Here is a 22,120-nt window from a genome sequence, read left to right as displayed (position 1 = left end):
AGGGGAAGATGATGATGAATAAAACGATCCAGGATCAGCAAGTTGTAAAAGATCAATCCGTTAGCATTAAAGATGATTTCTGGGGAAGTTATATAAAGCTGGTTCAGGATGTTGTAATCCCGTATCAATACGAGGCATTGCACGATAAAGCAGCGGGAGCTGAGCCCAGTCATGCCATTGCTAACTTTGAGATTGCTGCGGGCCGGAAGAACGGTGAATTTTACGGCTGGGTATTTCAAGACAGTGATGTAGCCAAGTGGCTGGAGGCCGTAGGCTATTCCTTAAGCATCAAACGTGACCCTGAGCTGGAGCGTCAAGCGGATGAAGTGATTGACCTCGTTGGAGAAGCGCAGCAGGAAGACGGGTACTTAAATACTTATTTTACGATAAAAGAACCCGGCAAACGCTGGACTAATCTGAACGATTGCCACGAGCTGTACTGTGCTGGGCATTTCATTGAGGCAGCCGTTTCTTATTACGAGGCTACAGGCAAAAGAAAACTGCTCGACATCATGTGCCGAATGGTTGATCATATCGATTCTGTGTTTGGACCGGAAGAAGGCAAAATGCGGGGATATGATGGCCATCAGGAGATTGAGCTTGCGCTCGTGAAGCTGTATCGGCTCACAGGTGAGGAGCGGTATTTGAAGCTCAGCAGCTTTTTTATTAATGAGCGAGGTCAACAGCCGAATTTCTTAAAGCAACAATGGGATAGTCTGGGGAGTATCAATTTTTTCACAGGTCAGAAGGAGAATTTAGATTTAAAATATTACCAAAGTCATCTTCCGGTAAGAGAACAGGAAGTGGCTGTAGGACACGCTGTGCGTGCGGTTTATATGTATACTGCTATGGCTGATCTAGCCGCACTTACGGGAGATGACACCCTTCGCGAAGCATGCGAGAGACTGTGGAATAACATCACTACTAAGCAAATGTACATTACTGGCGGGATCGGATCTACGCATCGAGGTGAGGCTTTCACCTTCGATTATGATCTGCCTAACGATTCGGTGTACGCAGAGACTTGTGCATCTATTGGGTTGATCTTTTTTGCACAGCGAATGCTGAGAATATCGCCGGATGCACGTTATGCCGACGTGATGGAGCGGGCGCTTTATAACAATGTGTTGGGTTCAATGGCACAGGATGGTAAGCACTATTTTTATGTGAATCCACTAGAAGTATGGCCTAAGGCATGCAGCTGCAATCCAGATAAACATCATGTGAAGTCCGAGCGCCAAGGTTGGTTTGGCTGCGCTTGCTGTCCTCCGAATGTGGCGCGTCTGCTGACTTCGCTTAATCAATATATCTATACGATCCATGGTGATACGCTCTATACGAATTTGTATATTGGCAGTGAGCTGACAACAAAGCTGGGTGGAACAGATATTGCGATTCAGCAAGAGAGTAACTATCCATGGGAAGGTAAAGTCTCGTTGAAGATTAATCCCGCAGCGGAAGCAGAGTTTGGGATTGCCTTACGGATTCCATCATGGAGCCAAGGAATGGAGATCAGAGTCAACGGTGAAGCAATGAATACTGCTGAGAACATCGAGCAGGGATACCTCGTTATCCGGAGACTGTGGAGAGCAGGAGATGTAATCGAAGTGCATGACCCTATGGAGGCACATCGTATCTACGCACATCCAAGTTTGCGTGCTGATGCTCAAAAAGTAACGATTCAGCGTGGACCTCTTGTGTATTGTCTTGAAAGTATCGATAATGGTGAGCCGTTAAGCTCGATTTCTTTAACAGAAGGCAGTGAACTTACTGCGGCTTTTGATGAGACATTGCTCGGCGGCGCTGTTGTTGTCGAGGTAGAGGGGCTACGTGTAGATAAAGAGGGCTGGAGTGGTGAGCTTTACAGCAGAGTCAAAGCACCAGTTCAAACCGTAAAGGTTAAGGCGGTTCCGTATTACTTATGGGGAAATCGTGGCAGTGGTGAAATGAAGGTATGGATTCCGGAAGCCAGCGTTTAAGTTATAGGTAGACATTGATCTCGGGAATGACTGTGTTTTATCAGTATTTTCTAAGGGGACAGCTGTAATTTACAGTCTGTCCTTTTCTTTTTGCAAAAAGGAGAACACACGCAAAATGGCGAAATTAGAAGAAACATAGAAATATTCTTAAATCCTATAACAGTGGAGGCGGGCTATATTTATAATCATGCTCCAGAGGGTTATACTTGTCCCTTTTGTTTGTTGGTTTCGGGCATTGAAAATGAAGATGTGCATTCTAAGCAAGCGGATATTATTTATAAAGATCATTACATAACGGCTTTAATTGCTTCTCATTGGTATCCGAATAATGAAGGGCATGTTTTAATCATCCCTAATCAGCATATCGAGAATATTTACACATTGGAGGTTGAGATCTCAAACCGGATACATGAGCTGGAAATTGAAATTGCTAAAGGTCTTAAAGAAGTTTATAAATGTGATGGCGTTTCTTCTAGACAACATAATGAGCCGGATGGCAGCCAAGATGTATGGCATTATCATTTACATGTGTTTCCAAGATATCATGGGGATAATCTGTATGGCACTTATGGGAAGTTATCGGATGAATCAACAAGAAAAAATTTCGCCCAATTATTAAGCGGATATTTGAGCAAAAATAAGAACATTGGGGCTTATTAAGTTGAGGGAGGGAGAAGTATGAAGTCAAACTTTTTCGAAAAAGTTATAGAGTCAGAAGAAGAGCTGAGGTCTTTATTTGGGTACCCAAGCGAATTGGTTAACAACAAAACCATAACTGTTATAGATCATCATTGCCGTGATTATATCTCAAAATCTCCAATGCTTTTTATGGCTACAAGCGGTTCGTCCGGTGCTTGTGATGTCTCTCCGCGCGGGGACGCAGAAGGTTTTGTTCACGTGTTGGATGATAAACATTTAGTGATCCCTGAACGCCCTGGGAATAGACGGTTTGATTCTTTGCGAAATATACTTGAGAACCCAAAAGTCGGTTTGATATTCATCATCCCCGGACTTGAAGAAACATTAAGAATAAATGGGCACGCGAGTATAGTTAAGGATGAAGATATATTGAAACCTATGGAAGCGCATGGTAAAGTCCCGATCATTGGAATTGGCGTGGAAGTTGAAGAATGTTATATGCATTGTGCAAAAGCCTTTAAGCGGTCACATTTGTGGGATGACGATCATTGGCTTGCGAAAGAAGTCTTGCCTAATCCATCAAAAATACTGGCGCAGCATGCCCGTAAACTTGGAGTTACTCCAGAGGATATCTCAAAATCACTAAAAGAAAGCTATGAAAAACGGCTATATTAACATTTTCGACTTAGAAATGGAATGGGATTTGCCCTTCATTGTATGCTATATTTGATCTGGATAAGGCAACTGATCATTTTACAGATAATAATGGAGGCATCACAATGAGTAAACGTTATCGGATGACAAGAGCAATGCAGAATGCTGGAGATTCAGCAACAACCCTATCTTTAGAAGAGTGTAAGCAATATTTCGCATCCAAACCTGATTTCACCTATACATCAGTTTTTACAGTAACAGGTGCCACTACCATGTCCATTGAGGGAGATTTCTTTATGTGGAGCTATGGTGATACAACAATCCCATTTAGACATTATCAGGGCGATATTTATGTTTCTGGCGCCAATGAAGCCGTGATTCCTAGAATGCTTGAGGTTGCGAGTGATTTAAGAGCAGATATTGTGGAAGGGTAAAAAAAAGATGCCCCCTGAATCCTTCAGGGGGCATCTACTGTTAATTTTAGATCCGATCCGCTCAATCGTTCAAACGAACGGTGAGCGGATTTTTTTTGTATTAACCCAGTTCTACAACTACTTGGTGTACAGCACCGTCTCCAACTGGAGTGATGATGTTACCTTCTACAGCTGCGCCATCCAAGGTAAGACTAGCTACACCTTTGGATACATGGTTCGGGTTCTTGATTTGAATCACATAAGTATCTCCACGGAAGACACGGGTGATTTCAAAGCTGTCCCACTCTGTAGGAATACAAGGATCGATCTTCAGACCATTGAAGTCCGCTTGAATACCAAGGATAGATTGTGTAATCGCTACATAGTTCCAAGCCGCAGTACCAGTTAACCAGGAGTTTTTAGCTTCCCCGTGGCGAACGGCATCTTTACCTGCGATCATTTGCGAGTATACATAAGGTTCAGTACGGTGAATTTCGCTGATGTCCTCCAAGTAAGCAGGAGCAATTTTAGCGTAAATTTCAAACGCTCTGTCGCCATGTCCAAGTACAGTTTCAGCGATCATGATCCAAGGGTTATTATGGCAGAAAATACCAGCATTTTCTTTGTAGCCCGGAGGGTACGTAGAAATTTCACCCAGGTTCAGATAGTACTTGGAATATGGTGGCTGTTGCAATACGATACCGTATTTAGTATCCAAATGCTCTTGCACGGAAGTCAGAGCTTTTTCAGCTTGACCATCTTCCACACCGATACCGGCCATAACACAGATACCTTGTGGTTCGATGAAGATTTTACCTTCTTCGTTTTCTTTGGAACCGATCTTGTCGCCATAGTGGTCATAAGCGCGCAGGAACCAGTCACCATCGAAACCGTGAGTCAGTGTGATTTCACGCATGTTGTCAATCTTAGCTTCTGCATCCGTAGCTACATCATTAAGTCCGCGCATCCGGCAGATTTCTGCATAGTCCGGTCCAACGAAGACGAACAGACCCGCGATAAATACGGATTCCGCTACGCGGCCTTCGATGTTGGCAGTAGTTTGGAAAGATTCGCCCGGCTCTGTAGAGAAGCAGTTCAGGTTCAAGCAGTCATTCCAGTCTGCACGACCAATCAGCGGCAAGCCGTGAGGTCCGAGATTGTTAGTTACATGCTCGAAGGAGCGTTTCAAGTGCTCAAACAGAGTAGCTGTGTTATCCGGATTGCTGTCAAAAGGAACCTGCTCATCAAGAATCGATGTGTCGCCAGTTTCTTTGATGTAAGCAGCTGTGCCGAGGATCAACCAAAGCGGGTCATCATTAAAGCCGGTACCGACTTCATTGTTACCTTTTTTGGTAAGCGGCTGGTATTGGTGATAGGCACTGCCGTCTTCAAATTGTGTAGCGGCGATATCGAGAATACGTTCTTTAGCACGTTCAGGAATTTGGTGTACAAATCCGAGCAAGTCTTGGTTAGAATCGCGGAAGCCCATACCACGGCCAATACCGGATTCAAAGTAAGAAGCGGAACGGGACATGTTGAAGGTAACCATACATTGATATGGATTCCAGATGTTAACCATACGGTTCAACTTGTCGTCGCCACTTTGGATTTGATATTTGGACAACAGGTTATCCCAGTGTGCAGCCAGTGCAGCCAAAGCAGCATCCACTTGAGCGTCTGTAGCAAATTGCTCGATCATAGCCTCTGCTGGTTTTTTGTTGATTACGTTCAGAGATTCCCATTTGTCTTCTTCTGGGTTTTCAATGTAACCAAGGACAAAGATGAAGCTTTGCTCTTCGCCCGGCTCCAGAGTAATGTTCAGGGCGTGCGATCCGATAGGGGACCAGCCGCTCGCTACCGAGTTAGTTGGTTCACCTGCAGCAACAGCTTGCGGGCTTTCCAGACCATTGTACATCCCTACGAAAGCTTCGCGGTCAGTATCAAAGCCGGCGATTTCTTTGTTAACAGAGTAGAAAGCGTAGTGGTTTCTGCGCTCACGGTATTCTGTTTTGTGATAGATAACAGAACCCTTCACTTCAACCTCACCAGTGCTGAGATTGCGTTGGAAGTTAGTCATATCATCTTGTGCATTCCAAAGACAGAACTCTGCAAAAGAGAACAGTTTAACGGATTTCTTCGCGGAACCCGTGTTTTTCACTACAAGACGATGTACTTCAGCGTTATGACCCATAGGTACAAAAGCAAGCTGGTTTACAGAGATACCGTTGCGTTCACCAGTAATGGAGGTGTAGCCAAGACCGTGACGGCATTCGTAGAAGTCCAGATCACGTTTTACTGGCATCCAGCCTGGAGTCCAGAAATCACCATCATCATAAAGATAGTAGTAACGGCCGCCAGCATCCATTGGGATATTGTTGTAACGGTAACGGGTCAATCTTCTGAGACGAGCGTCTCTATAGAAGGTATAGCCACCAGCAGTATTAGAAATAAGTCCGAAAAATTGTTCATTACCAAGGTAGTTAATCCAAGGGTAAGGTGTTTTTGGTGTGTTAATTACATACTCTTTACGAGTGTCGTCAAAGGTACCGAATTTCATGTGAGAAAGTCTCCTTTCGATTGTGAACGCGCGTTTATAAGTTTCAGGAAAAATTCCCTCGAGGGAAGGGATTCTTTCCGTTGTTTCTAAAAGATAGTATTAGGCAGTGATTTCGAGACCCAATGATAGCAGCTCCACAGAAAAATATGTATTCTTCAGTGAATGATGAATCTGTGCTACTTCTTCGGCGGTTGACAGGAATCTCTCTCCACTAAACGAGCTGGAAAGCTGATCGTGCTGAAAGTCGGCTGCTGTGAATCACACAGCTCGATTACTTTTTCCACTGCAGCCTTGGACATTTCATAAATCGGCAAGCGTACAGAGGTCAGCTTAGGCTGAATACGGGATGCCAGCTGAATGTCATCGAAACCCGCAATGGAGATATCCTCAGGGACAATGATTCCATGTTCGGAGAACGCTTCCATCGCTGAAATAGCCATGTCATCGTTGGAAGAGAAAAAGGCAGTCGGCAAAGGTTCACCAGAAGCAAGCAGCTTCTTGACCTCTTCATAAGCCGTCTCTTTCAGAAAATCACCCTTAAGAATAAACTTTTCATTCATAGGCAGACCATGTTTTTTCAGCGTGTCCTCATAGGCCGTGTAGCGTTCTCGACCAGAGTACGTATTCATTTGCCCACAGATGATGCCGATCTCTTGATGGCCTAAGGAGATTAAATGTTCAATCACTTCTGTGGTGCCCTCGTAATCTTTGGAATTCACAATGGCCAAATGATTGCGGTCAAGATGCTCCGACATAATCTCTGAGATATCATAATCAATCAGTACTAGCGGAGAATCGAGTCCCACCATTTCGCGGACGATATTAATATCCTTCTGAGTGCCGACAATTATACCACCGTCAATCCGTTTTTGCAGAAAAGCTTGTTTTACCTTCAGAAAATCGTCCGGAGAGTATACCGTATGAATCAGAACGTAACATCCGCGGGCATTCGACGTGTCGACTACGGCATCGACGAATGGTGCAAAGTAATTGTTCTGATAAATTCGGGTAGTGTTCTCTTTCTCGTTCATACTGATGGCGAACAATCCGATGGTATCGGTTTTCTTACCGGCCAGAGCCCGTGCAAAGCTGTTCGGTTCGTACTGATGTTGCTCAATCACCCGCAGCACTTTGGCCCGGGTTTCTTCAGGAACATTGGAATAGTTGTTGATCACGCGGGATACCGTACTTCGGGAAACCCCGGCCAACTTAGCAATATCTTCGCTGCGCATGTTTCCCCTCTTTTCATAAACGCGCGTTTATGAGTTTATTGTAAGCGAAAGCATCGTATAAATCAATCGTAAAATAAGAAATTTTGCGATTAAATTAATAAAGGATGACATATTTTTAATAGAAGAAGAATCCTACCGAATAATGATAGAGCAGAACAACTAGAAATAGTTTGTATAAGTTTTTTGCGGAGAAAGTGCATTGAAAGCTATGAAAGTCATGCTACTATTGTGATAAAGGTTATTGAGAATGATAATCAATGACAATAAAGCATAGGAGTGAAGGGATCAATGGCAAGATGGGGTCAGAAGTTTTTATGGGCAGCGGTACTTATAATGGCAATAACTGCGCTGGCAGCATGCGGAACGAATAACAATACTGCGAAAGAAAACGTTGCTAAGACACAGAATGCAGAGGAATCTACCTCAGCGAGCACTAGCGCACCAACTGAAGGAAATGGAAATGCCGCAGAAGAGGGTGCAACTCGGACGATTGCCGGGGAATTCGGGGATGTTGAAATTCCAGTTAAACCGCAACGGGTAGCCGGGATCTATGTTGAAGATTATTTGAAGGCATTGGGCATTACCCCGGTGGTGCAGTGGTATCATCCAAGCTGGGGCAAACAGGATTATTTAAATCTTGATGTACCAGAATTTGATATTACCGGTAGTATGGAAGTGTTGTTGGAAAAAGACCCTGACTTGATTATTGTGGATGGAGGTGCGGATGCGGCGAAATATGAACAATATTCCAAGATAGCACCAACCTATCGTCTACCTGAGGCGGTGTTGCAAGACTCAAGACAAGTGCTTACGGCTATTGCAGATGCGCTCGGTATTCCGGAGAAGGCGGAATCTGTCCTTGCAGCGTACGATCAGAAAGTGGCAGAGGGGAAAGCTAAGCTGCAACAGGCCCTAGGTCAGGAAAAAGTAGCAGTGATCCGGCTCAACGTAGCGGATAAAACCTTTGCTCTATTCGGTGTTAAAAACCGTTTCACCGGTGTAATTTATTCTCAATTTGGCCTGACACCTGTGCCTATGGCGGCAGAAATGACCGAATATCAATCTATTATCTCCGAAGAGCTTATCCCTCAGCTCGAAGCGGATCATATCATTGTGTTCCCTGACAACGGGGGCTGGGATACTGAAGGGAATCAGGAAGCGACTCAAATCCTTGATGGCCCGTTGTGGAAGAGCTTGCCGGCGGTGAAGAACGGGAATGTTTATAGAATGGAACGTTCCCACTGGCAGACTGGTGCCATCACAGCCAATTCGATGAAGCTTGATGACTTGCTGAAAGCTATGGTGAAATAAAACGGCAGCCGTCGTAAGGAATAGCATAAAGAAGGTCTATCAGCATAGTTGATAGACCTTCTTTTTTATTCTAAACTATAGTAAAGTGAATGAAAATGGTTCTCAATTGGAGGGCGCTAGAATGGCAGAAGATTTACAAGACAGCAATAAAAAGAGGCTATTCTATTTGATTAACATAGAAGCCCAATCCTTATCGGTGAACGGACAGACCTTAGTGTTTCAAAATCATACCCTGATCATTGTATCGGAAGGACAGGGATGGTTAGAAGCCGAGGAGAAGCGTTTTCCTCTGGAAAAAGGTGTCGGGTTCTTGTTCGAACCTGGGCTAATAAGCAAAATCAATGCCGAGGAGCGAGGACTTAGCTTCTATAGGCTTACGTTTGAAGTCATCGAAACGGGGGGAAGCAGGCAGAGTGGAATGGAAAAGGGGACTAAAGAAGGAATTCTCCAGTCCGGCCCGCTAAGCTGCAGACCTTTTTCACAATGTGCATTACTGCTGGAGGCTATCTATCATAGTCGCAGAAGTACGGAAGAGATTGAATGGTTCGCAGGCCATACCCGCTTTCAAGAGTTACTGCTGCTGATCATGCGGGCAAATTCCTCTGTCATCCAGATGAAAGGAGCCCATGAGGCGGTACAGCGTTCCATCCGCTATATGCAGGAACACTACAATCACGCCATAACCGTCGATCAATTAGCTGAAGTGGCAGGCATTACACGTGCACGCTACACACAGATTTTTAAAGAAGTGACAGGGCGGATTCCCTTAGAGCATTTGAACGGACTTCGTATTGAAAGGGCGCAGCAGCAGTTGCTGCTTACGAATGACCGTATGCATGATATCGCGTTATCTGTAGGGTATAGCAATGAGTATTATTTTAACCGGCGTTTCAAAAGATCGGTGGGCGTTACGCCCGGCCAATACAGAAGCTTCCATCAGGAAGGGCTGCGGGTGTTCGCTCCTTTTCTGGAAGACTACCTGCTGGCTCTGGATATTACACCAGTGGCGCAATATTCTCACGCTCAGTGGGGGAAGCAAGAGTATCTGTCCCTCCTCGATGTGCCTGCGGTTGATATTTCGACTGGCGATTGGCAGGAGCTCTCCCAGTACATGCCCGAACTGATCCTGCTGGATGATGGCTTTCAGCGTTGGCACCTGGATGAGTGCAGCCAAATTGCTCCGTTGTTCAAGCTGCCTTTTCATCAAGAGGATTGGCGGGCCACGTTATTTTCCGCAGCAGCCGTCTTTGGCAGAACGGATCGTGTCCAGGAAGTGATCGGCAATTATGAGCATCGGGCGCAGCAAGCTAGACGAGAGCTAAACCGTTCTGTCCAAGGGCAGACTGTAGCATGCCTTAGAATATCTTCCTACGGAATCAATCTCTACGGATGCGGGCAATTGGGTTATACAGGTAGCGTACTCCATCATGATTTAGGTTTGCAGCCCCATGCCTTGGTTCCGAAGTTGACTCGTGGACAGAAGCGGGTGAGCCTAACAAGAGAAGAGCTTGCGAGCCTCACTGCAGATCATTTGTTCATTACCTTTGATCGACAGGAAGGAGAAGGACGGGAGCTGTTGGATACACCGCTTTGGCGCAATCTGCCCGCTGTTCGTAATCGCTGTGTATATGAGGTGGATTTTATGGCCTGGATGAATTATGGGGTATTGTCGCATCAGCGCAAGATTGAAGATGTGCTAAGAGCGTTAGGGTAAATCAGAAACTAGTCCAGATAAAAAAGAGGATAATAAGTGCCACTATACTGCTGATGCGAGTCATTAATAAATAGGCATCACTGGGCTCTACATCACCTTTCATCATCCAGCCATAGCGCATGTACCATCCCAAATGAGGAAAGAAGATATTAAGCAATGCTAACAGTACAAAGAGGAATATAAAAAAGCCCATGATTTATCACTCCTTTATCTAATGTATACGCCAGACTATACGGGGCGTTCCCTAACTAACAAGCGAGCTTCCATATATTTATTTTTAGGCGGGGGATACCCTAGCCACCTTGACAGGTGGTTGGGGTATTTTTGCGGCACTATTTAAGGCTGTGTTATCGAAGGTGAATGTTTAGAGGCGTGCTTGTTGTGTTTACATAACAAAGAGTTCGGAAAATATAAAAATGTATTTCTAAAAATAAAGGAGGAATTGATCGATGTCTAACCAATATACGATGCAAGATCCTACCACTCAGTACACTAAGGCTGGACCGGAATTTCAGCAGCAACAAGAGGAGCCGGGTCTGCAGAAGAAAATGAATCCAGTACCTGATACAGGAGAAGATACCTATAAAGGAACTGGGCGTCTGACCGGACGTAAAGCGTTAGTTACGGGAGCCGACAGCGGTATAGGCCGTGCTGTTGCTATTGCTTTTGCTCGTGAGGGGGCAGATATTGTTCTATCTTATATGCCCGAGGAAGAGGAAGATGCAAAGCAGGTGGTCAAGCTAGTGCAGGAAGCGGGTCGTACTGCAATCGCCATTCCAGGCGATCTGAAGGATGAGACATACTGCGAACAACTCGTCGATACTGCGGTTAAAGAGCTAGGTGGAATTGATATTTTAGCCAATATCGCGGGCAAACAGCAATTCGTTCCAGACATCGCTGATCTCACTACGAAGCATTTTGACGACACATTTAAGACGAACGTGTATGCTATGTTCTGGCTGTGCAAAGCTGCGGTGAAGCATATGCAACCGGGCAGCACCATTATTAACACTTCTTCTATTCAAGCTTATAATCCCTCACCGATCCTTTTGGACTACGCGACCACCAAGGCTGCTATTAATACATTCAGTAAGTCTCTCGCTCAGCAAGTAGCTGATAAGGGGATTCGCGTCAATGTAGTAGCACCTGGTCCCGTATGGACACCTCTTCAAGTTGTGGGTGGGCAACCGGAGGAAGTGCTGAAGGAGTTCGGGTCGAGCACACCACTAGGTCGTCCGGGACAGCCTGCGGAGATGGCTCCGGCATATGTATTCCTGGCTAGCCAGGAATCTAGCTATATCAGTGGCGAAACACTGAATGCGAACGGCGGAACTCCAACTCCATAAACCGCTCAGCGGAATGTTGATATTGTAAATACGGCGAAGTATCCAAAAGTACCCTGCTAATTTTAGCTGTGGGGTGCTTTTGTTTTTATATATAGAAAGGAGTATTATAGAATTCGAGACTTTTTCTCCCATTATTTTCATGGAATATGATCTATACTGATCAAGATTGTCGAATACATAGTTTTCCTGCGATTACCCAAGAAATAATTTGAACGGCTCTAAGTTATAGGGGAGACCCAGAAAGAATTAGGAGATGTATGATGCGAAAAAAGAAACTAGCGATCCTCACCATTTGCTGTGTCTTATTCATGGCGTGTTTTCAATCGGGATCTGTCCTTGCGGATAAAGGAAACGGAACAGTAGTAGATAGTGGAACCAAGGAAAGGCTGATGGAGAAGTATGATCTTGTAGAGCCTGAACCCGCAAATCCAGCAGCGCATGTGAGTCAATACGATTTTGGAATTAGTAACCCTATTGCTTTATTGGTCAGCATCAGTAGGCTGTATTTGTATCCATATGTTTTTGCAGCAGAGGAAATAATTAATCATATGATCGATCAAAGCGAAATTAGTTATTAGTTACGTGTATGTCTTTCAAAATATAATCCCAGCTATCATAATCGTTCATATCCTCAGGAACTTCTAACACACAAATATCACTTATGTTCCAATTTAATTCTTGTACCGAGATTGATTCACGAACGGGAATAAGAATAAGAATAATAAATTCGTTCGGTTTTAATAAATCAGACAAAATTGACTGTAGCTCTACAGCCTGTTCATATGAGGCAAACCATCTAATGAATAAAGTTTTTTTACTGTGGATTAACTTGTCCCAAAATCTATTAATTCGTAATTCCAGCTTCGCTTTATACGAAGGATAGGTTATAGACCAGTGTTTACCTTGGTGGATTGGAAAATCATGAACTGAGATAATGTTATATAAAGTATCCTGAATAAAATAGGATTTCACTAGTGCATTTTTATTCCCATTAGGATAGACTGGTAATCCATCCTCCAGAAAAAAATGTGTTTCATCAAGAATTTGCAGATTTATTAATTCCATGAAATTTTGAAATCTATTCTTATAAAGTCTATTTACATCAGCCAATGAATAAGAAACCATCCAGTCGAGCGGCATGGAGAATTTCCTCAAGCTATTTCTTTGCAGATTTATAGCAGGAGCACAAGACATCCCTAAGCTTACTATTAAATCATAGCTTTTTTTCACAGCTTGTAATTTCATGGACTCACCCATTTTCAATCAGATTCAGTTTCTAATAAATTATACACACCATTTTCTAGGATTGATTGGACTTTAAGTGCAATGAGATACACAGGAAAAAGAGAGCAGCAATTTTCACTGCCCCCTAAACCTATTAGTTACGTTGTAACAAAATATATCCGCTAATGCTTGAAGTTTTTTTACGAAAGACCACTTTAAAACCAACATCGTTGTCTAATAAGCAAGCCAAAGCGGTGTTAAGCAATCCGTTGGGTCTCAAGCTAGGTCTGCACGGCACGGCATTTCCAATAACACGGGCGGCAATAATCCTACGTGCTGATCCAGCAACCAAAGGATTTCTGCTCCAACTGATCAATACTAAATCTGGCTGACGAGTAGCCATGGAAGATCTACCCCTTTCTAATAAATTTCTTTATATAAAATGCACCATTGATTTTAATGTGCTAAACCATAGCGGAGTAAGGAATACATAGGATCGAGTAAGGGAGAGGGGCTAATAATATGGACAAGGTGTTACATAAGATAGCTAATTTGATTAGCGGTGAGGCTAATAGATTCATCATTGGGATTTCGGGTCATGGTGCATCTGGAAAAACAACGTTTGCTCATAATCTTTTAAAGCTTTTGCAGCAGGATGATGTGAATTATATTAATACAGACCCCTATATTGTTGAATCTAGTCTTAGAAAATACACTTCTATCGACTATGAATATAAGAATGTACATTATCACGATAAAGTGACAGCTTGTCATCCTGCTGCTCATCATATATTTGCTTTAGAGAGAGACATTCATATGTTGAGGGATGGGTTGGATTTTTACACAATTGGCACAGACTATACAAAAAGTATGTTCATATCTTCACAAAACAAGGTAAATATTGTAGAAGGCATGAGCGTTGCCTTTACTGATCCGAATTTGTATGATCTGAAAATCTACTTATACACGGATGGAGAAACTGAGTTGATGAGAAGGAGTATACGTGATGTTTCTGAAAGAGGAACAGATATTAATTATTTAAGAAAATCCCATGAACAGCGTAGGATGCAATATGAGTTGTTTATGCATTCTTATCATCATAAATTTGATATCGTTTTAAAAAATTCCAATGAAGAGTATGTTCTTGAAAAGGGAACATTGTAGAGGGGGAAGAGAATGCTTCCAAATGTTAGGCTAGCAACGATATGTGACGCGGATGTTTTGTCTAGGTTAAATCTTGAGTTCAATGGTGGAGTAAAACGTCCTGTGCCGGAGATCATCAAGTGTTTGAACAGCAATAATGAATTGGTGGCCGTGGCTACTTTAAGGGATGAAGTGGTTGGTTTTGGCTGTGCTCAAAGTCTGAAATCATTTTGTTATAATGAAGCATATGGTGAAATTACTGAAATGTATGTAAAAGAGTCAGCTCGTAGAAATGGTGTCGCTACTGCTCTAATTTCTTTTCTGGAAAGTCAGCTTTATTCTCGTGGAGTCAAAACAGTTAAGATTTTAACAGGAGAAGATAATCGTGTAGCCATTAAAGCGTATGAATTGAGCGGGTATGTTAAGGATGATGAAGTAATGTTAAAGAAAAAACTTTAAAGCCATAGTGAACAGTGAATCAGGCAATTTATTGTGCTGGTCCAATTGGATAGCAATAAAAGGACGGAAGCCGCTTTACTGGCTTCCGTCTTTTTGGAACTGTGGAGATGAACAGACGCTATTTATTTATCGCTGAGTCACCTATTGGAGTGAATGTATTCTCCACAGTAAGGTTAGAGAACTTAGCATAGTTCAGTTGCTCAATCTTATTGGCGACATCATTGCTGTCAACGGCGAATCCGACATATACCGAACCCTCCATAACAATAGTTCGCTCGCCAATTAGCTTCCAGTCTTTTCCGTCCGTTGATCCGTAAGCATAGAAAACATCTCCCTTACGGCCAAGCTTGAGCCAATACCCTTGCTCCACACCATTAATTTTAAATGGAATATCTGAAACAAGTTGAATGCCAGCTTTTTCAGCAGCAGATACGCTGTCTAAAGTTTCAGTTAATTCATCAAATCCTCCGCCCTTAATATTTCTGCCCGTCAGATAAGATGACCAGCTGGTCTCTTTGGACAACTTCACATAGGAGATACCAAGGGCCGCCGCGGCACTGTCTTTATTCAAGTCATCGCGGATCATTAGCCCGGTGAAGGCATGGTTGTCAACGGCCCCGATTTCTTCGAGCTTCGCGGTAAATTCCATATCTCCGTTCATTTCTTTATACACGAAGTGGAAGTCATCTTTGGCTGCATTGTTTGCTTCGGATCGTTCTGTGCCACCTTCACTTTTTCCAAGCTTTCCGTTGCCTTTAACGGTAAGCACATCATTTGTCATACTTCCGGAACCCTTAATGTTCGGATCACCGATATCTGCTGTAGTCCAACCCTTTCCAGCCAGGGAAGAGGTAGCAGCATTGATGTGGATGTTAGTGGCTGTGGTCTGCGTCTCATTTCCTTGGGTATCGGTCACTCTTGCAGAAATATAGTATGAAGCATCCGTTAAATTCTTGAGGGTGTATGTGTATGTGTTGCCTTTTTTGACTGCTTCCCCAAGATATTTAGAACCATTATATACAGCAACTTTTTTTATTTTGTTTCCGGATCTAGGGGAAGCATTGATTTTAACTACGACCTCTTTCCCGGTAACAAATTGTGCATTGTTTTCTGGCGCTAAAAGCTTAGCATCAGGGTTTTCGGCGACGTGTTTCATATCAACTAGGCCGTTAATATAAAGCTCAAGCCAGGTGTAACCATTTTTAGTAACCGTTTTGTATGCATCCTTGCTGCCCCAGATTTTATTTTTCTTTTCCCACTTGTCGTCTATTCCATTTTTATTAGTGTCAAATTGCTTATCATATTGTGCCTCAATGACGCCAAAGTCTGAAATGTAACCCCCGACTTCATGTTCAGTGTTGATATATCTTCCCGAGTTCTGCTCGACTTCTGCCACAATTCTTGCATCGATAGCATCGCGACGTGGATAGGTAGCGCCCGCTTGTTGCAGAATGCTTTTTAATAGTGATTCATTCGCTTGCTTTACGCCGGACTTAACATAATTATCAAATGCTTTATTGGTAATACCATGGTTAACTCCAGTACTGTCCGCGGAAAGATATGGTGTGGCTGCAAGGGTCGTCTTTTGTTCACCACTCTGTACGCCAGAAAATTTCACATAATCTGAAGAATCATTCAGTAAGCCTGTGAGCTTACCGTTAATTCTGTTTCCAGTAATATAGAAACCGCCCAGCTTGGTAGCTTCACCGGCATCAATCACTCGGTTAGTTACATTATCTCTTGTACCTGGGCCGGCAATTTCGATATTGTTCATAAAGTTAGTAAAAGTAAAACCTCCGCCATAAGTGCCGTTAAAGCCCCAATTGTAAATTACATTGTTCGAGAACTGAACAACCGCCACATGATCAGCATCTGCAGCACCTGCGTAACCGCCGCCTAGTCTTGGATTTCGCGAGGTATGGTTCGCATACAGATTGTGATGGAATGTTGTTTTGTCTCCGCCTGAAATACCGCCGTAGCCATGTCTTCCTTTGGAATGCCCGGATAGAGTCAGACTTTCGGAAATAATGGACCACTGGATCGTGCCATTTTCGCCTCTATATAAAGATAGAGTTTCATCTGTGTTCCAACTGAAGGAACAATGGTCAATGAGGAAGTAGTTGTTGTCTCTCCCCCAAAGCGCATCCATTGAATCACTGCCATTATACACATTAGTGGCACCCGGACGGAAAGCGGTGTACCGAATAATGATATTCTCTGAATTGCTGATATTGGTATCCCAACCTGCAATGGTAATTCCGTTGCCTGGAGCGGTTTGCCCAGCGATGGTCAGGTTTTTAATATTATTGAGACTTAACGTGCTCTTCAGTTCAATCGTTCCGGAAACATGAAAAACAATGGTACGACCCTCTTTAGGCGTAGATAAAATCCCGTAGCGAAGGGACCCTGCAATCGGTTTGTCTTTTACAGCGTAATCTTCAAGGGTAGTTACGATGAATACATCGCCCCCTCGACCACCGCTTGTATAGGCGCCGCCACCTTCCGCGCCAGGAAAAGCAAGAATAGAGGCACCCGTAAAACTTTTGTCTCCGTCTGCCTGCCCTGAAGCTGCAAGTGTGTGACCTCCTAAAAATGAAAACGCTACCGAAAAACTCAATAAGACACCTATAACCTTACCTGATTTTTTACTCTTCCATTTCATCTTTTTGACGTATAACATGGATACAGTCTTATCGCTGAATGCTGTTCCTGTTATACTTCCTCCTCTCAGTGAAATGTTACTGGTCTGCGACAAGCAGCTTACTGGTAATACTTTAAAACTTTTAGGGCGTATTTACCTGCCAAAAAAATCTTTTTTTGTGCCAACTATTGCTCTTTGGTTCTTGCGTAAACGAACAAATTCATATTATGTTCTTAGTATTACAGCAGCTATAGTGCTTGGCATTCCATGACGATAGGGAGAAAAACATGAATATTAAATATCAGCATCGTGACCAGGCGTTTCACTCCTTTATTTCTACCAATAACACTTATCCTCTTCATCTACACAAAAATGTAGAGATGACAATGGTTTTGTCCGGCAAAATCAATATCAACATCAATGGAAAAGAGTATGATTTGTCTGAAGGAGACATAGCGATTATTTTCTCCAATCAACCTCACAGCTACAAAACCCTAGAGAAAAGCCAGATCCTGCTGTTCTTTTTTGACGCCACTTTTCCGGGGGATTTTGCGGGGGATTTGCTTAATCATGTTCCGGATAACCCTATAGTTTCGAAACAAAAGGTGCTTCAAGATCTGCTGGAAACCTTGTATAAACTATATAAAGAACAATGTGATGTTCGTCTGCTCAAGGCTTATACCTCTGTAGTATTAGGGCACGCGCTGCCGTTACTGTTAATGAAAAAAGTAGACTATAAAAAAGAAATGGATCTCGTCCCCAAAATCCTAGCTTACATCGACATGCATTTTTTAGATCACATAAATCTGAATACGCTTTCAAGAGAGCTTGGCATTAGTAAATTTATCATTTCCCGAATCTTTTCTGAGCAGTTTCATATTTCATTTCGTGATTACATCAATGGCCAACGGGTAGCCTTTGCTCATATGCTGCTGTTATCCACTACCCATCCGGTCACGGATATCGCGTTTGATTCCGGATTCAATAGTTTGCGTTCTTTCTATCGTGTTTTTAAAAATGAATACGGGATCACCCCCAATGAATTTCGCCGAAAAGTATCGAAGGAGTGTGTAGAATGAAAATGATGAGGATGGCTTATATTCTATTTGATGGGATGACAACGTTAGATTTTGTTGGTTTTTACGATGCGGTTACCCGGATGGGAGTTCTAAAGGCGATAGAAAATGTATCGTGGGATTTTTGTTCCAACAAGGAAGAAGTCACGGATGATCGAGGATTGACGTTGAAAATAAACCAGGTTTCCCCTGATCTGTCAGCCTATGATTTGATATTTATCCCTGGAGGGTTTTCGACTCGACAACTTAGATTCGATACTAATTTTATAACATGGATTCAGACTGCCCGAGAGGTTGAATACAAGGTGTCAGTGTGTACAGGAGCTTTGATTTTGGGAGCTGCCGGTTTCTTAAATCAGAAGAAGGCGACTACCAATCCTTCTGCATATGAACTATTAGCACCTTATTGTTCCGAAGTAGTTAAGGAACGGTTCGTAAGGGATGGAAATGTTTTTACTGGGGGAGGAGTAGCAGCTTCGATTGATCTGGGTTTATATTTCATAGAATCGCTTACTAATGAAAATGTAGTTCGAGAAGTGCAAAAGAAGATGGATTACCCATATTACAAGACAATTAACCCTTCCAAAGGGAAATCATAACTATAATATATGGGAATTAATGATATAATATCCAAAGTGAAATAATTAAGGCGATGAATAGAGGTGTAAGGTAATAGATATGAACTATCGTAAAGTATTCTCACTACTTCCCATGATCATTTTTTTGTTTATTATATGGTACTTTTTGATGGCAGGGACTTCAGCTGTTGTTAATGTAGTGTCAGTAAATAAAAGAGAAATAGTAATACAAAATATGAGCGGTGATCAAAATACAGTCACAATCCCAAAAGGAATATATAAGTTAATAGATGTAAATGAGGAGTACTTTATTTCATATAATAGTAGAATAGGGCAAAAGCCATTCTTAACCTCAATAAAACCAAGTGCGAAATGATGATTTGAAAAATCGGCTGTAAGTATAAAAAGCATAAAGATGGTGGGATTGTTTTGCGTGCAGTTAAGCCTATAATGTTATGGTTTATTTCGACGATTTTATTCACCCTGGCAGCCTTTGGATTGGAGCTTTGGGAAGGAACTAAAATAAGTACAACAGAATATTACGGTTTTCAAAACATTGGGTTTGCTTTTATTTTTCTGGTGTTCCTCTTTTCAGTTCTTCTTTACCCGGTTATACTGCTTCCTTTATCATGGGTTATTCGAAAGATAGTTAATCCTTTAGTAAACCGCATAATGATATTCTTATTGAGTGGTATTGCGGGATATGGTTTCTTTTACGAGGTGTACGATGAACGCTTTATACGGGAATACCATTTGAATAGTAGTACAGCTATTATTTTTTTCGGTATTGCTGGTTTCATCTATGCGCTGGTGGATTACTATTTTGAGTCGCAAGCCATTAAAGCCGAACAAAATCCCTGCTAACCGTGGCGGCCGGCAGGGACGTTATTTTTTAATCTAAGTATTAGGTAATTTGTTAACCTCATCAGTAAAGGCTTCCAAGTACTGGGTGAATATTCCTGTATCTATTTTGGTGGTTGCATCATTTGCAATAGGAGGCGTATCTTGGATTTGTTTGTACATACGATCCATCTCACTTGAGAGCTTAGCCCAGATGCTTTTAATTGAATCATATTTTGCATCAAGGTTGTTGATATAATTATCGTACTCCATTTTTTGGTTCATCGCTTTTCCTAATTGCTCGATTGTAAAATCTATATCTATTGTTTGACCCGTAGAGCCAGTTCCAGAACCTGCATACCAGCTGATATCAACAAATCCATCATTCCAAATATCTGAAACGACAAAATTACTGATTTCTTTAAGCATCGCTTCAGGAGACTGTTCAGTTGTACCTGCATTACCTGAATCTGAAGTATTAATTACAGGTTCCTTGAAGAGTTTCCTCACTTCGTTAAATGCATCCTTATCTTTGTCATTAGACGAATACCCCCAACCAACTTTGTCATTTTTAATAAAAATGATAAGTTCGCTATTGGAGGAAGACTTCTCACCTTGGATAAGCACGAGTTTATCTTTTCCGCCATCTTTGTCCGTATAATCAGCTGTTTCAATTACTGTAGGATTCTTAAGTTTATTATTCTCGGGTGTCTCAGTAGATTCAGCCATTTGGAAAATGGGTTGTACATCTGGAAGTATATTTTCGGATACGAATTTCTTTTTCGCTTCGATATCTGAACCATTGAGGAAAATCTCCACATAGTTGAGAGCCAGTTTCTCGGAAGCTGTAAGTTTCTTTTTTGGCTCAGGAGTGGGCTCTGAAGGGCTGGCTGTTGCTTCGGACGGTGTAATTCCTGTAGACGTTGTATTCTTTTTCTCTGAATTTGTTGTGGAGCTGCCACATCCTGAAAGGATTACAATAGTTGCCACGATACATAAAAAAGCTTTTTTGTTCAATTTTATATCCCCCTAAATCTGCTAATAATTGCTAATTAATTCTACCAGATATAGGAATAGTAATCTATGAATTATAATTTATGGCGGAACCAATATATTAGATTAGCGTGTTTTATTTGTCGGAGGTGAGCATTTTGCTGAAAGTACTAAGAGTGTGCGGTATTTTATTCAGTGCAGCAACAATCATTCTGGGAATCACATTTTTCCGCGGCCAGGATCAAGTGATAGTGTCTTGGACTATGCTGGGGATGTGCGGAGCTTTAATATTTAATGGAGCGGCATTGTATTTGAAAACGAAAGATAAAATGGCTGTGCTATCCTCGATTGTTGGGATTGTATTGTTAATAGTCTCGCTTACTCAGTTTCCTTTTTAAAAATTAAAAACAGCCTCGTCAACCTTAATGGGTCGGCGGGGTGTTTTTACGTTTTCTACTTTATACTTATTTCTTTTTCTTCTTTGTGGGTCCGATCTGACGTCTTACCTTATCGTTCTCATCTACCTCAATGATATAAATCTCCTTCACTGTACCGGAGAGAGTAAACCATTCACGCATAGCTTCAGCCTCAGTCATCGGTCCTAATATTCGTTTCCCCCTATAACATATAAAAAACACTCATACTCCTTAGTTTGTTTGCGGAAATGCAATAAATGCTTATAGAACAAATTATAAACCTGAGCGATGACTTTGTATGTAATAATTCATGCCTGACGGGATATTTTTACATTGATTAACGAACGTACGTTTGGTTATAATACAAACAAATGTTCTTATCCTTGGAAGGTGAGTAATTATGCAAATAAGCATCGGTCAAACCATTGAAATAGTGTATCAAGATAAATCAGGTAAGATATCTCAACGGAAAATTGATGTGAAAGGGATTCGTGGGGGATATATTCGCGCAACTTGCTTATCAACCGGAGCACCGCGCGTATTTCTGGAGGCTAATATTCTTGCTTGGCAGCCTGTGCAAAAAAAGCGCTATGCTTAGTGACACCGCCCGAAAGCTACTAATGATCATGCGCCACTCTGCCGTGCATCATGCTCATATGCCAACTCTACAGGAGTTAGAGATCAAGAGTGGACGGACACCAGATAAGATCATTAGTGGGCTTAGGGAATTAGTTAACGAAAAATATATAGAATGGACCCCACACACTCCACCCGAGAGCGCCCGAATTATTGAAGGCTGGGAAAGGATTGACCCTAGGTTTAAAAAGAGAAAGTCAGAGCCACAAGAACTCCAATGGGGGATAGATGGTAGTAAAACGAACTACTGGACGGATTATTAGGAGGGC

The 22,120-nt window shown here is 42.4% G+C and carries 25 protein-coding genes; 17 read left to right on the top strand and 8 right to left on the bottom strand.

The genetic code is table 11. The annotated features are described in order from the left end of the window. Positions 1-11 precede the first annotated feature (11 nt). The 4 genes from MHH63_RS16195 to MHH63_RS16180 all read left to right on the top strand — a co-directional run bounded on the left by MHH63_RS16195 (position 12) and on the right by MHH63_RS16180 (position 3,706). Positions 12-1,979 (top strand): glycoside hydrolase family 127 protein, encoded by a 1,968-nt coding sequence (locus MHH63_RS16195; RefSeq protein ID WP_445321759.1) that lies wholly within the window; start codon positions 12-14, stop codon positions 1,977-1,979. Positions 1,980-2,069: 90 nt separating this feature from the next. Beyond that, positions 2,070-2,639, top strand: a complete 570-nt coding sequence (locus MHH63_RS16190) for an HIT family protein (protein WP_341171787.1) — start codon at positions 2,070-2,072, stop codon at positions 2,637-2,639. An 18-nt stretch (positions 2,640-2,657) separates the two neighbouring features. Beyond that, positions 2,658-3,293, top strand: a complete 636-nt coding sequence (locus tag MHH63_RS16185) for a pyridoxamine 5'-phosphate oxidase family protein (protein WP_076212728.1) — start codon at positions 2,658-2,660, stop codon at positions 3,291-3,293. 104 nt (positions 3,294-3,397) lie between these two features. Continuing rightward, positions 3,398-3,706 (top strand): hypothetical protein, encoded by a 309-nt coding sequence (locus MHH63_RS16180; protein WP_076130570.1) that lies wholly within the window; start codon positions 3,398-3,400, stop codon positions 3,704-3,706. A gap of 100 nt (positions 3,707-3,806) precedes the next feature. Here MHH63_RS16180 and MHH63_RS16175 read toward each other — a convergent pair whose 3' ends face one another. After that, positions 3,807-6,242, bottom strand: a complete 2,436-nt coding sequence (locus MHH63_RS16175; protein ID WP_036685988.1) for a GH36-type glycosyl hydrolase domain-containing protein — start codon at positions 6,240-6,242, stop codon at positions 3,807-3,809. 176 nt (positions 6,243-6,418) lie between these two features. Next, positions 6,419-7,474, bottom strand: a complete 1,056-nt coding sequence (locus MHH63_RS16170) for a LacI family DNA-binding transcriptional regulator (RefSeq protein WP_036685989.1) — start codon at positions 7,472-7,474, stop codon at positions 6,419-6,421. A 288-nt stretch (positions 7,475-7,762) separates the two neighbouring features. Between MHH63_RS16170 and MHH63_RS16165 the strand changes: the two genes are divergently transcribed. Further along, positions 7,763-8,785, top strand: coding sequence for an ABC transporter substrate-binding protein (locus MHH63_RS16165; RefSeq protein ID WP_339190625.1), 1,023 nt, complete (start codon positions 7,763-7,765; stop codon positions 8,783-8,785). A 121-nt stretch (positions 8,786-8,906) separates the two neighbouring features. Next, positions 8,907-10,499, top strand: a complete 1,593-nt coding sequence (locus MHH63_RS16160) for a helix-turn-helix domain-containing protein (RefSeq protein ID WP_341171786.1) — start codon at positions 8,907-8,909, stop codon at positions 10,497-10,499. 1 nt (position 10,500) lies between these two features. Here MHH63_RS16160 and MHH63_RS16155 read toward each other — a convergent pair whose 3' ends face one another. Continuing rightward, positions 10,501-10,692 carry a DUF6199 family natural product biosynthesis protein gene (locus MHH63_RS16155; RefSeq protein WP_076130567.1) on the bottom strand — a complete coding sequence of 64 codons (192 nt, stop codon included), beginning with the start codon at positions 10,690-10,692 and terminating at the stop codon, positions 10,501-10,503. A gap of 256 nt (positions 10,693-10,948) precedes the next feature. Between MHH63_RS16155 and MHH63_RS16150 the strand changes: the two genes are divergently transcribed. Together MHH63_RS16150 and MHH63_RS16145 are read left to right on the top strand one after the other, a co-directional pair. Beyond that, a complete protein-coding gene (locus tag MHH63_RS16150) occupies positions 10,949-11,845 on the top strand; it encodes an SDR family oxidoreductase (protein ID WP_076141729.1) in 897 nt (298 codons plus the stop codon). A gap of 260 nt (positions 11,846-12,105) precedes the next feature. After that, positions 12,106-12,423, top strand: a complete 318-nt coding sequence (locus MHH63_RS16145; protein ID WP_341171785.1) for a hypothetical protein — start codon at positions 12,106-12,108, stop codon at positions 12,421-12,423. On the opposite strand, the gene MHH63_RS16140 is transcribed toward MHH63_RS16145, so the two are convergent. Together MHH63_RS16140 and MHH63_RS16135 are read right to left on the bottom strand one after the other, a co-directional pair. Beyond that, the gene (locus MHH63_RS16140) at positions 12,413-13,090 is read right to left on the bottom strand and encodes a DUF1796 family putative cysteine peptidase (protein ID WP_076189817.1); all 678 of its coding nucleotides are present in this window, start codon (positions 13,088-13,090) and stop codon (positions 12,413-12,415) included. The two genes, MHH63_RS16145 and MHH63_RS16140, sit on opposite strands and share 11 nt — an antisense overlap. Before the next feature lie 133 nt (positions 13,091-13,223). Next, a complete protein-coding gene (locus tag MHH63_RS16135; RefSeq protein WP_076136059.1) occupies positions 13,224-13,472 on the bottom strand; it encodes a hypothetical protein in 249 nt (82 codons plus the stop codon). 119 nt (positions 13,473-13,591) lie between these two features. Here MHH63_RS16135 and MHH63_RS16130 point away from each other — a divergent pair, with 119 nt between their 5' ends. After that, positions 13,592-14,233 (top strand): uridine kinase family protein, encoded by a 642-nt coding sequence (locus MHH63_RS16130; protein WP_248548052.1) that lies wholly within the window; start codon positions 13,592-13,594, stop codon positions 14,231-14,233. Between the two features lie 12 nt (positions 14,234-14,245). Further along, the gene (locus MHH63_RS16125; RefSeq protein WP_248548053.1) at positions 14,246-14,671 is read left to right on the top strand and encodes a GNAT family N-acetyltransferase; all 426 of its coding nucleotides are present in this window, start codon (positions 14,246-14,248) and stop codon (positions 14,669-14,671) included. A gap of 118 nt (positions 14,672-14,789) precedes the next feature. On the opposite strand, the gene MHH63_RS16120 is transcribed toward MHH63_RS16125, so the two are convergent. Next, complete coding sequence (locus MHH63_RS16120; RefSeq protein ID WP_341171784.1) at positions 14,790-17,333, bottom strand: Ig-like domain-containing protein; 2,544 nt, start codon at positions 17,331-17,333, stop codon at positions 14,790-14,792. 266 nt (positions 17,334-17,599) lie between these two features. On the opposite strand from MHH63_RS16120, the gene MHH63_RS16115 reads away from it, so the two are divergent. From MHH63_RS16115 to MHH63_RS16100, 4 genes are all read left to right on the top strand, one after another. Continuing rightward, positions 17,600-18,391, top strand: a complete 792-nt coding sequence (locus MHH63_RS16115) for an AraC family transcriptional regulator (RefSeq protein WP_340395493.1) — start codon at positions 17,600-17,602, stop codon at positions 18,389-18,391. A 5-nt stretch (positions 18,392-18,396) separates the two neighbouring features. Next, positions 18,397-18,987 (top strand): DJ-1/PfpI family protein, encoded by a 591-nt coding sequence (locus tag MHH63_RS16110; protein WP_076130576.1) that lies wholly within the window; start codon positions 18,397-18,399, stop codon positions 18,985-18,987. A gap of 79 nt (positions 18,988-19,066) precedes the next feature. Beyond that, a complete protein-coding gene (locus MHH63_RS16105) occupies positions 19,067-19,342 on the top strand; it encodes a hypothetical protein (RefSeq protein WP_076130559.1) in 276 nt (91 codons plus the stop codon). 53 nt (positions 19,343-19,395) lie between these two features. Beyond that, the gene (locus MHH63_RS16100) at positions 19,396-19,830 is read left to right on the top strand and encodes a hypothetical protein (protein WP_081386269.1); all 435 of its coding nucleotides are present in this window, start codon (positions 19,396-19,398) and stop codon (positions 19,828-19,830) included. A gap of 33 nt (positions 19,831-19,863) precedes the next feature. Here the strand turns inward: MHH63_RS16100 and MHH63_RS16095 are convergent, their stop codons facing one another. Further along, the gene (locus MHH63_RS16095) at positions 19,864-20,823 is read right to left on the bottom strand and encodes a hypothetical protein (RefSeq protein ID WP_339281992.1); all 960 of its coding nucleotides are present in this window, start codon (positions 20,821-20,823) and stop codon (positions 19,864-19,866) included. A gap of 134 nt (positions 20,824-20,957) precedes the next feature. On the opposite strand from MHH63_RS16095, the gene MHH63_RS16090 reads away from it, so the two are divergent. Further along, the gene (locus MHH63_RS16090; RefSeq protein WP_076189823.1) at positions 20,958-21,197 is read left to right on the top strand and encodes a hypothetical protein; all 240 of its coding nucleotides are present in this window, start codon (positions 20,958-20,960) and stop codon (positions 21,195-21,197) included. A 66-nt stretch (positions 21,198-21,263) separates the two neighbouring features. Here the strand turns inward: MHH63_RS16090 and MHH63_RS16085 are convergent, their stop codons facing one another. Next, positions 21,264-21,395 carry a hypothetical protein gene (locus tag MHH63_RS16085; protein WP_256715146.1) on the bottom strand — a complete coding sequence of 44 codons (132 nt, stop codon included), beginning with the start codon at positions 21,393-21,395 and terminating at the stop codon, positions 21,264-21,266. 220 nt (positions 21,396-21,615) lie between these two features. On the opposite strand from MHH63_RS16085, the gene MHH63_RS16080 reads away from it, so the two are divergent. Together MHH63_RS16080 and MHH63_RS16075 are read left to right on the top strand one after the other, a co-directional pair. Further along, complete coding sequence (locus MHH63_RS16080; protein ID WP_282579736.1) at positions 21,616-21,813, top strand: hypothetical protein; 198 nt, start codon at positions 21,616-21,618, stop codon at positions 21,811-21,813. Positions 21,814-21,835: 22 nt separating this feature from the next. Beyond that, positions 21,836-22,114 carry a hypothetical protein gene (locus tag MHH63_RS16075; RefSeq protein ID WP_139330170.1) on the top strand — a complete coding sequence of 93 codons (279 nt, stop codon included), beginning with the start codon at positions 21,836-21,838 and terminating at the stop codon, positions 22,112-22,114. Positions 22,115-22,120: the final 6 nt, after the last annotated feature.

The sequence above is a fragment of the Paenibacillus sp. FSL H3-0310 genome (genome assembly GCF_038002785.1).
Classification (GTDB): Bacteria; Bacillota; Bacilli; order Paenibacillales; family Paenibacillaceae; genus Paenibacillus_AQ; species Paenibacillus_AQ odorifer.
This window is presented reverse-complemented; position numbering and strand designations above follow the sequence as displayed.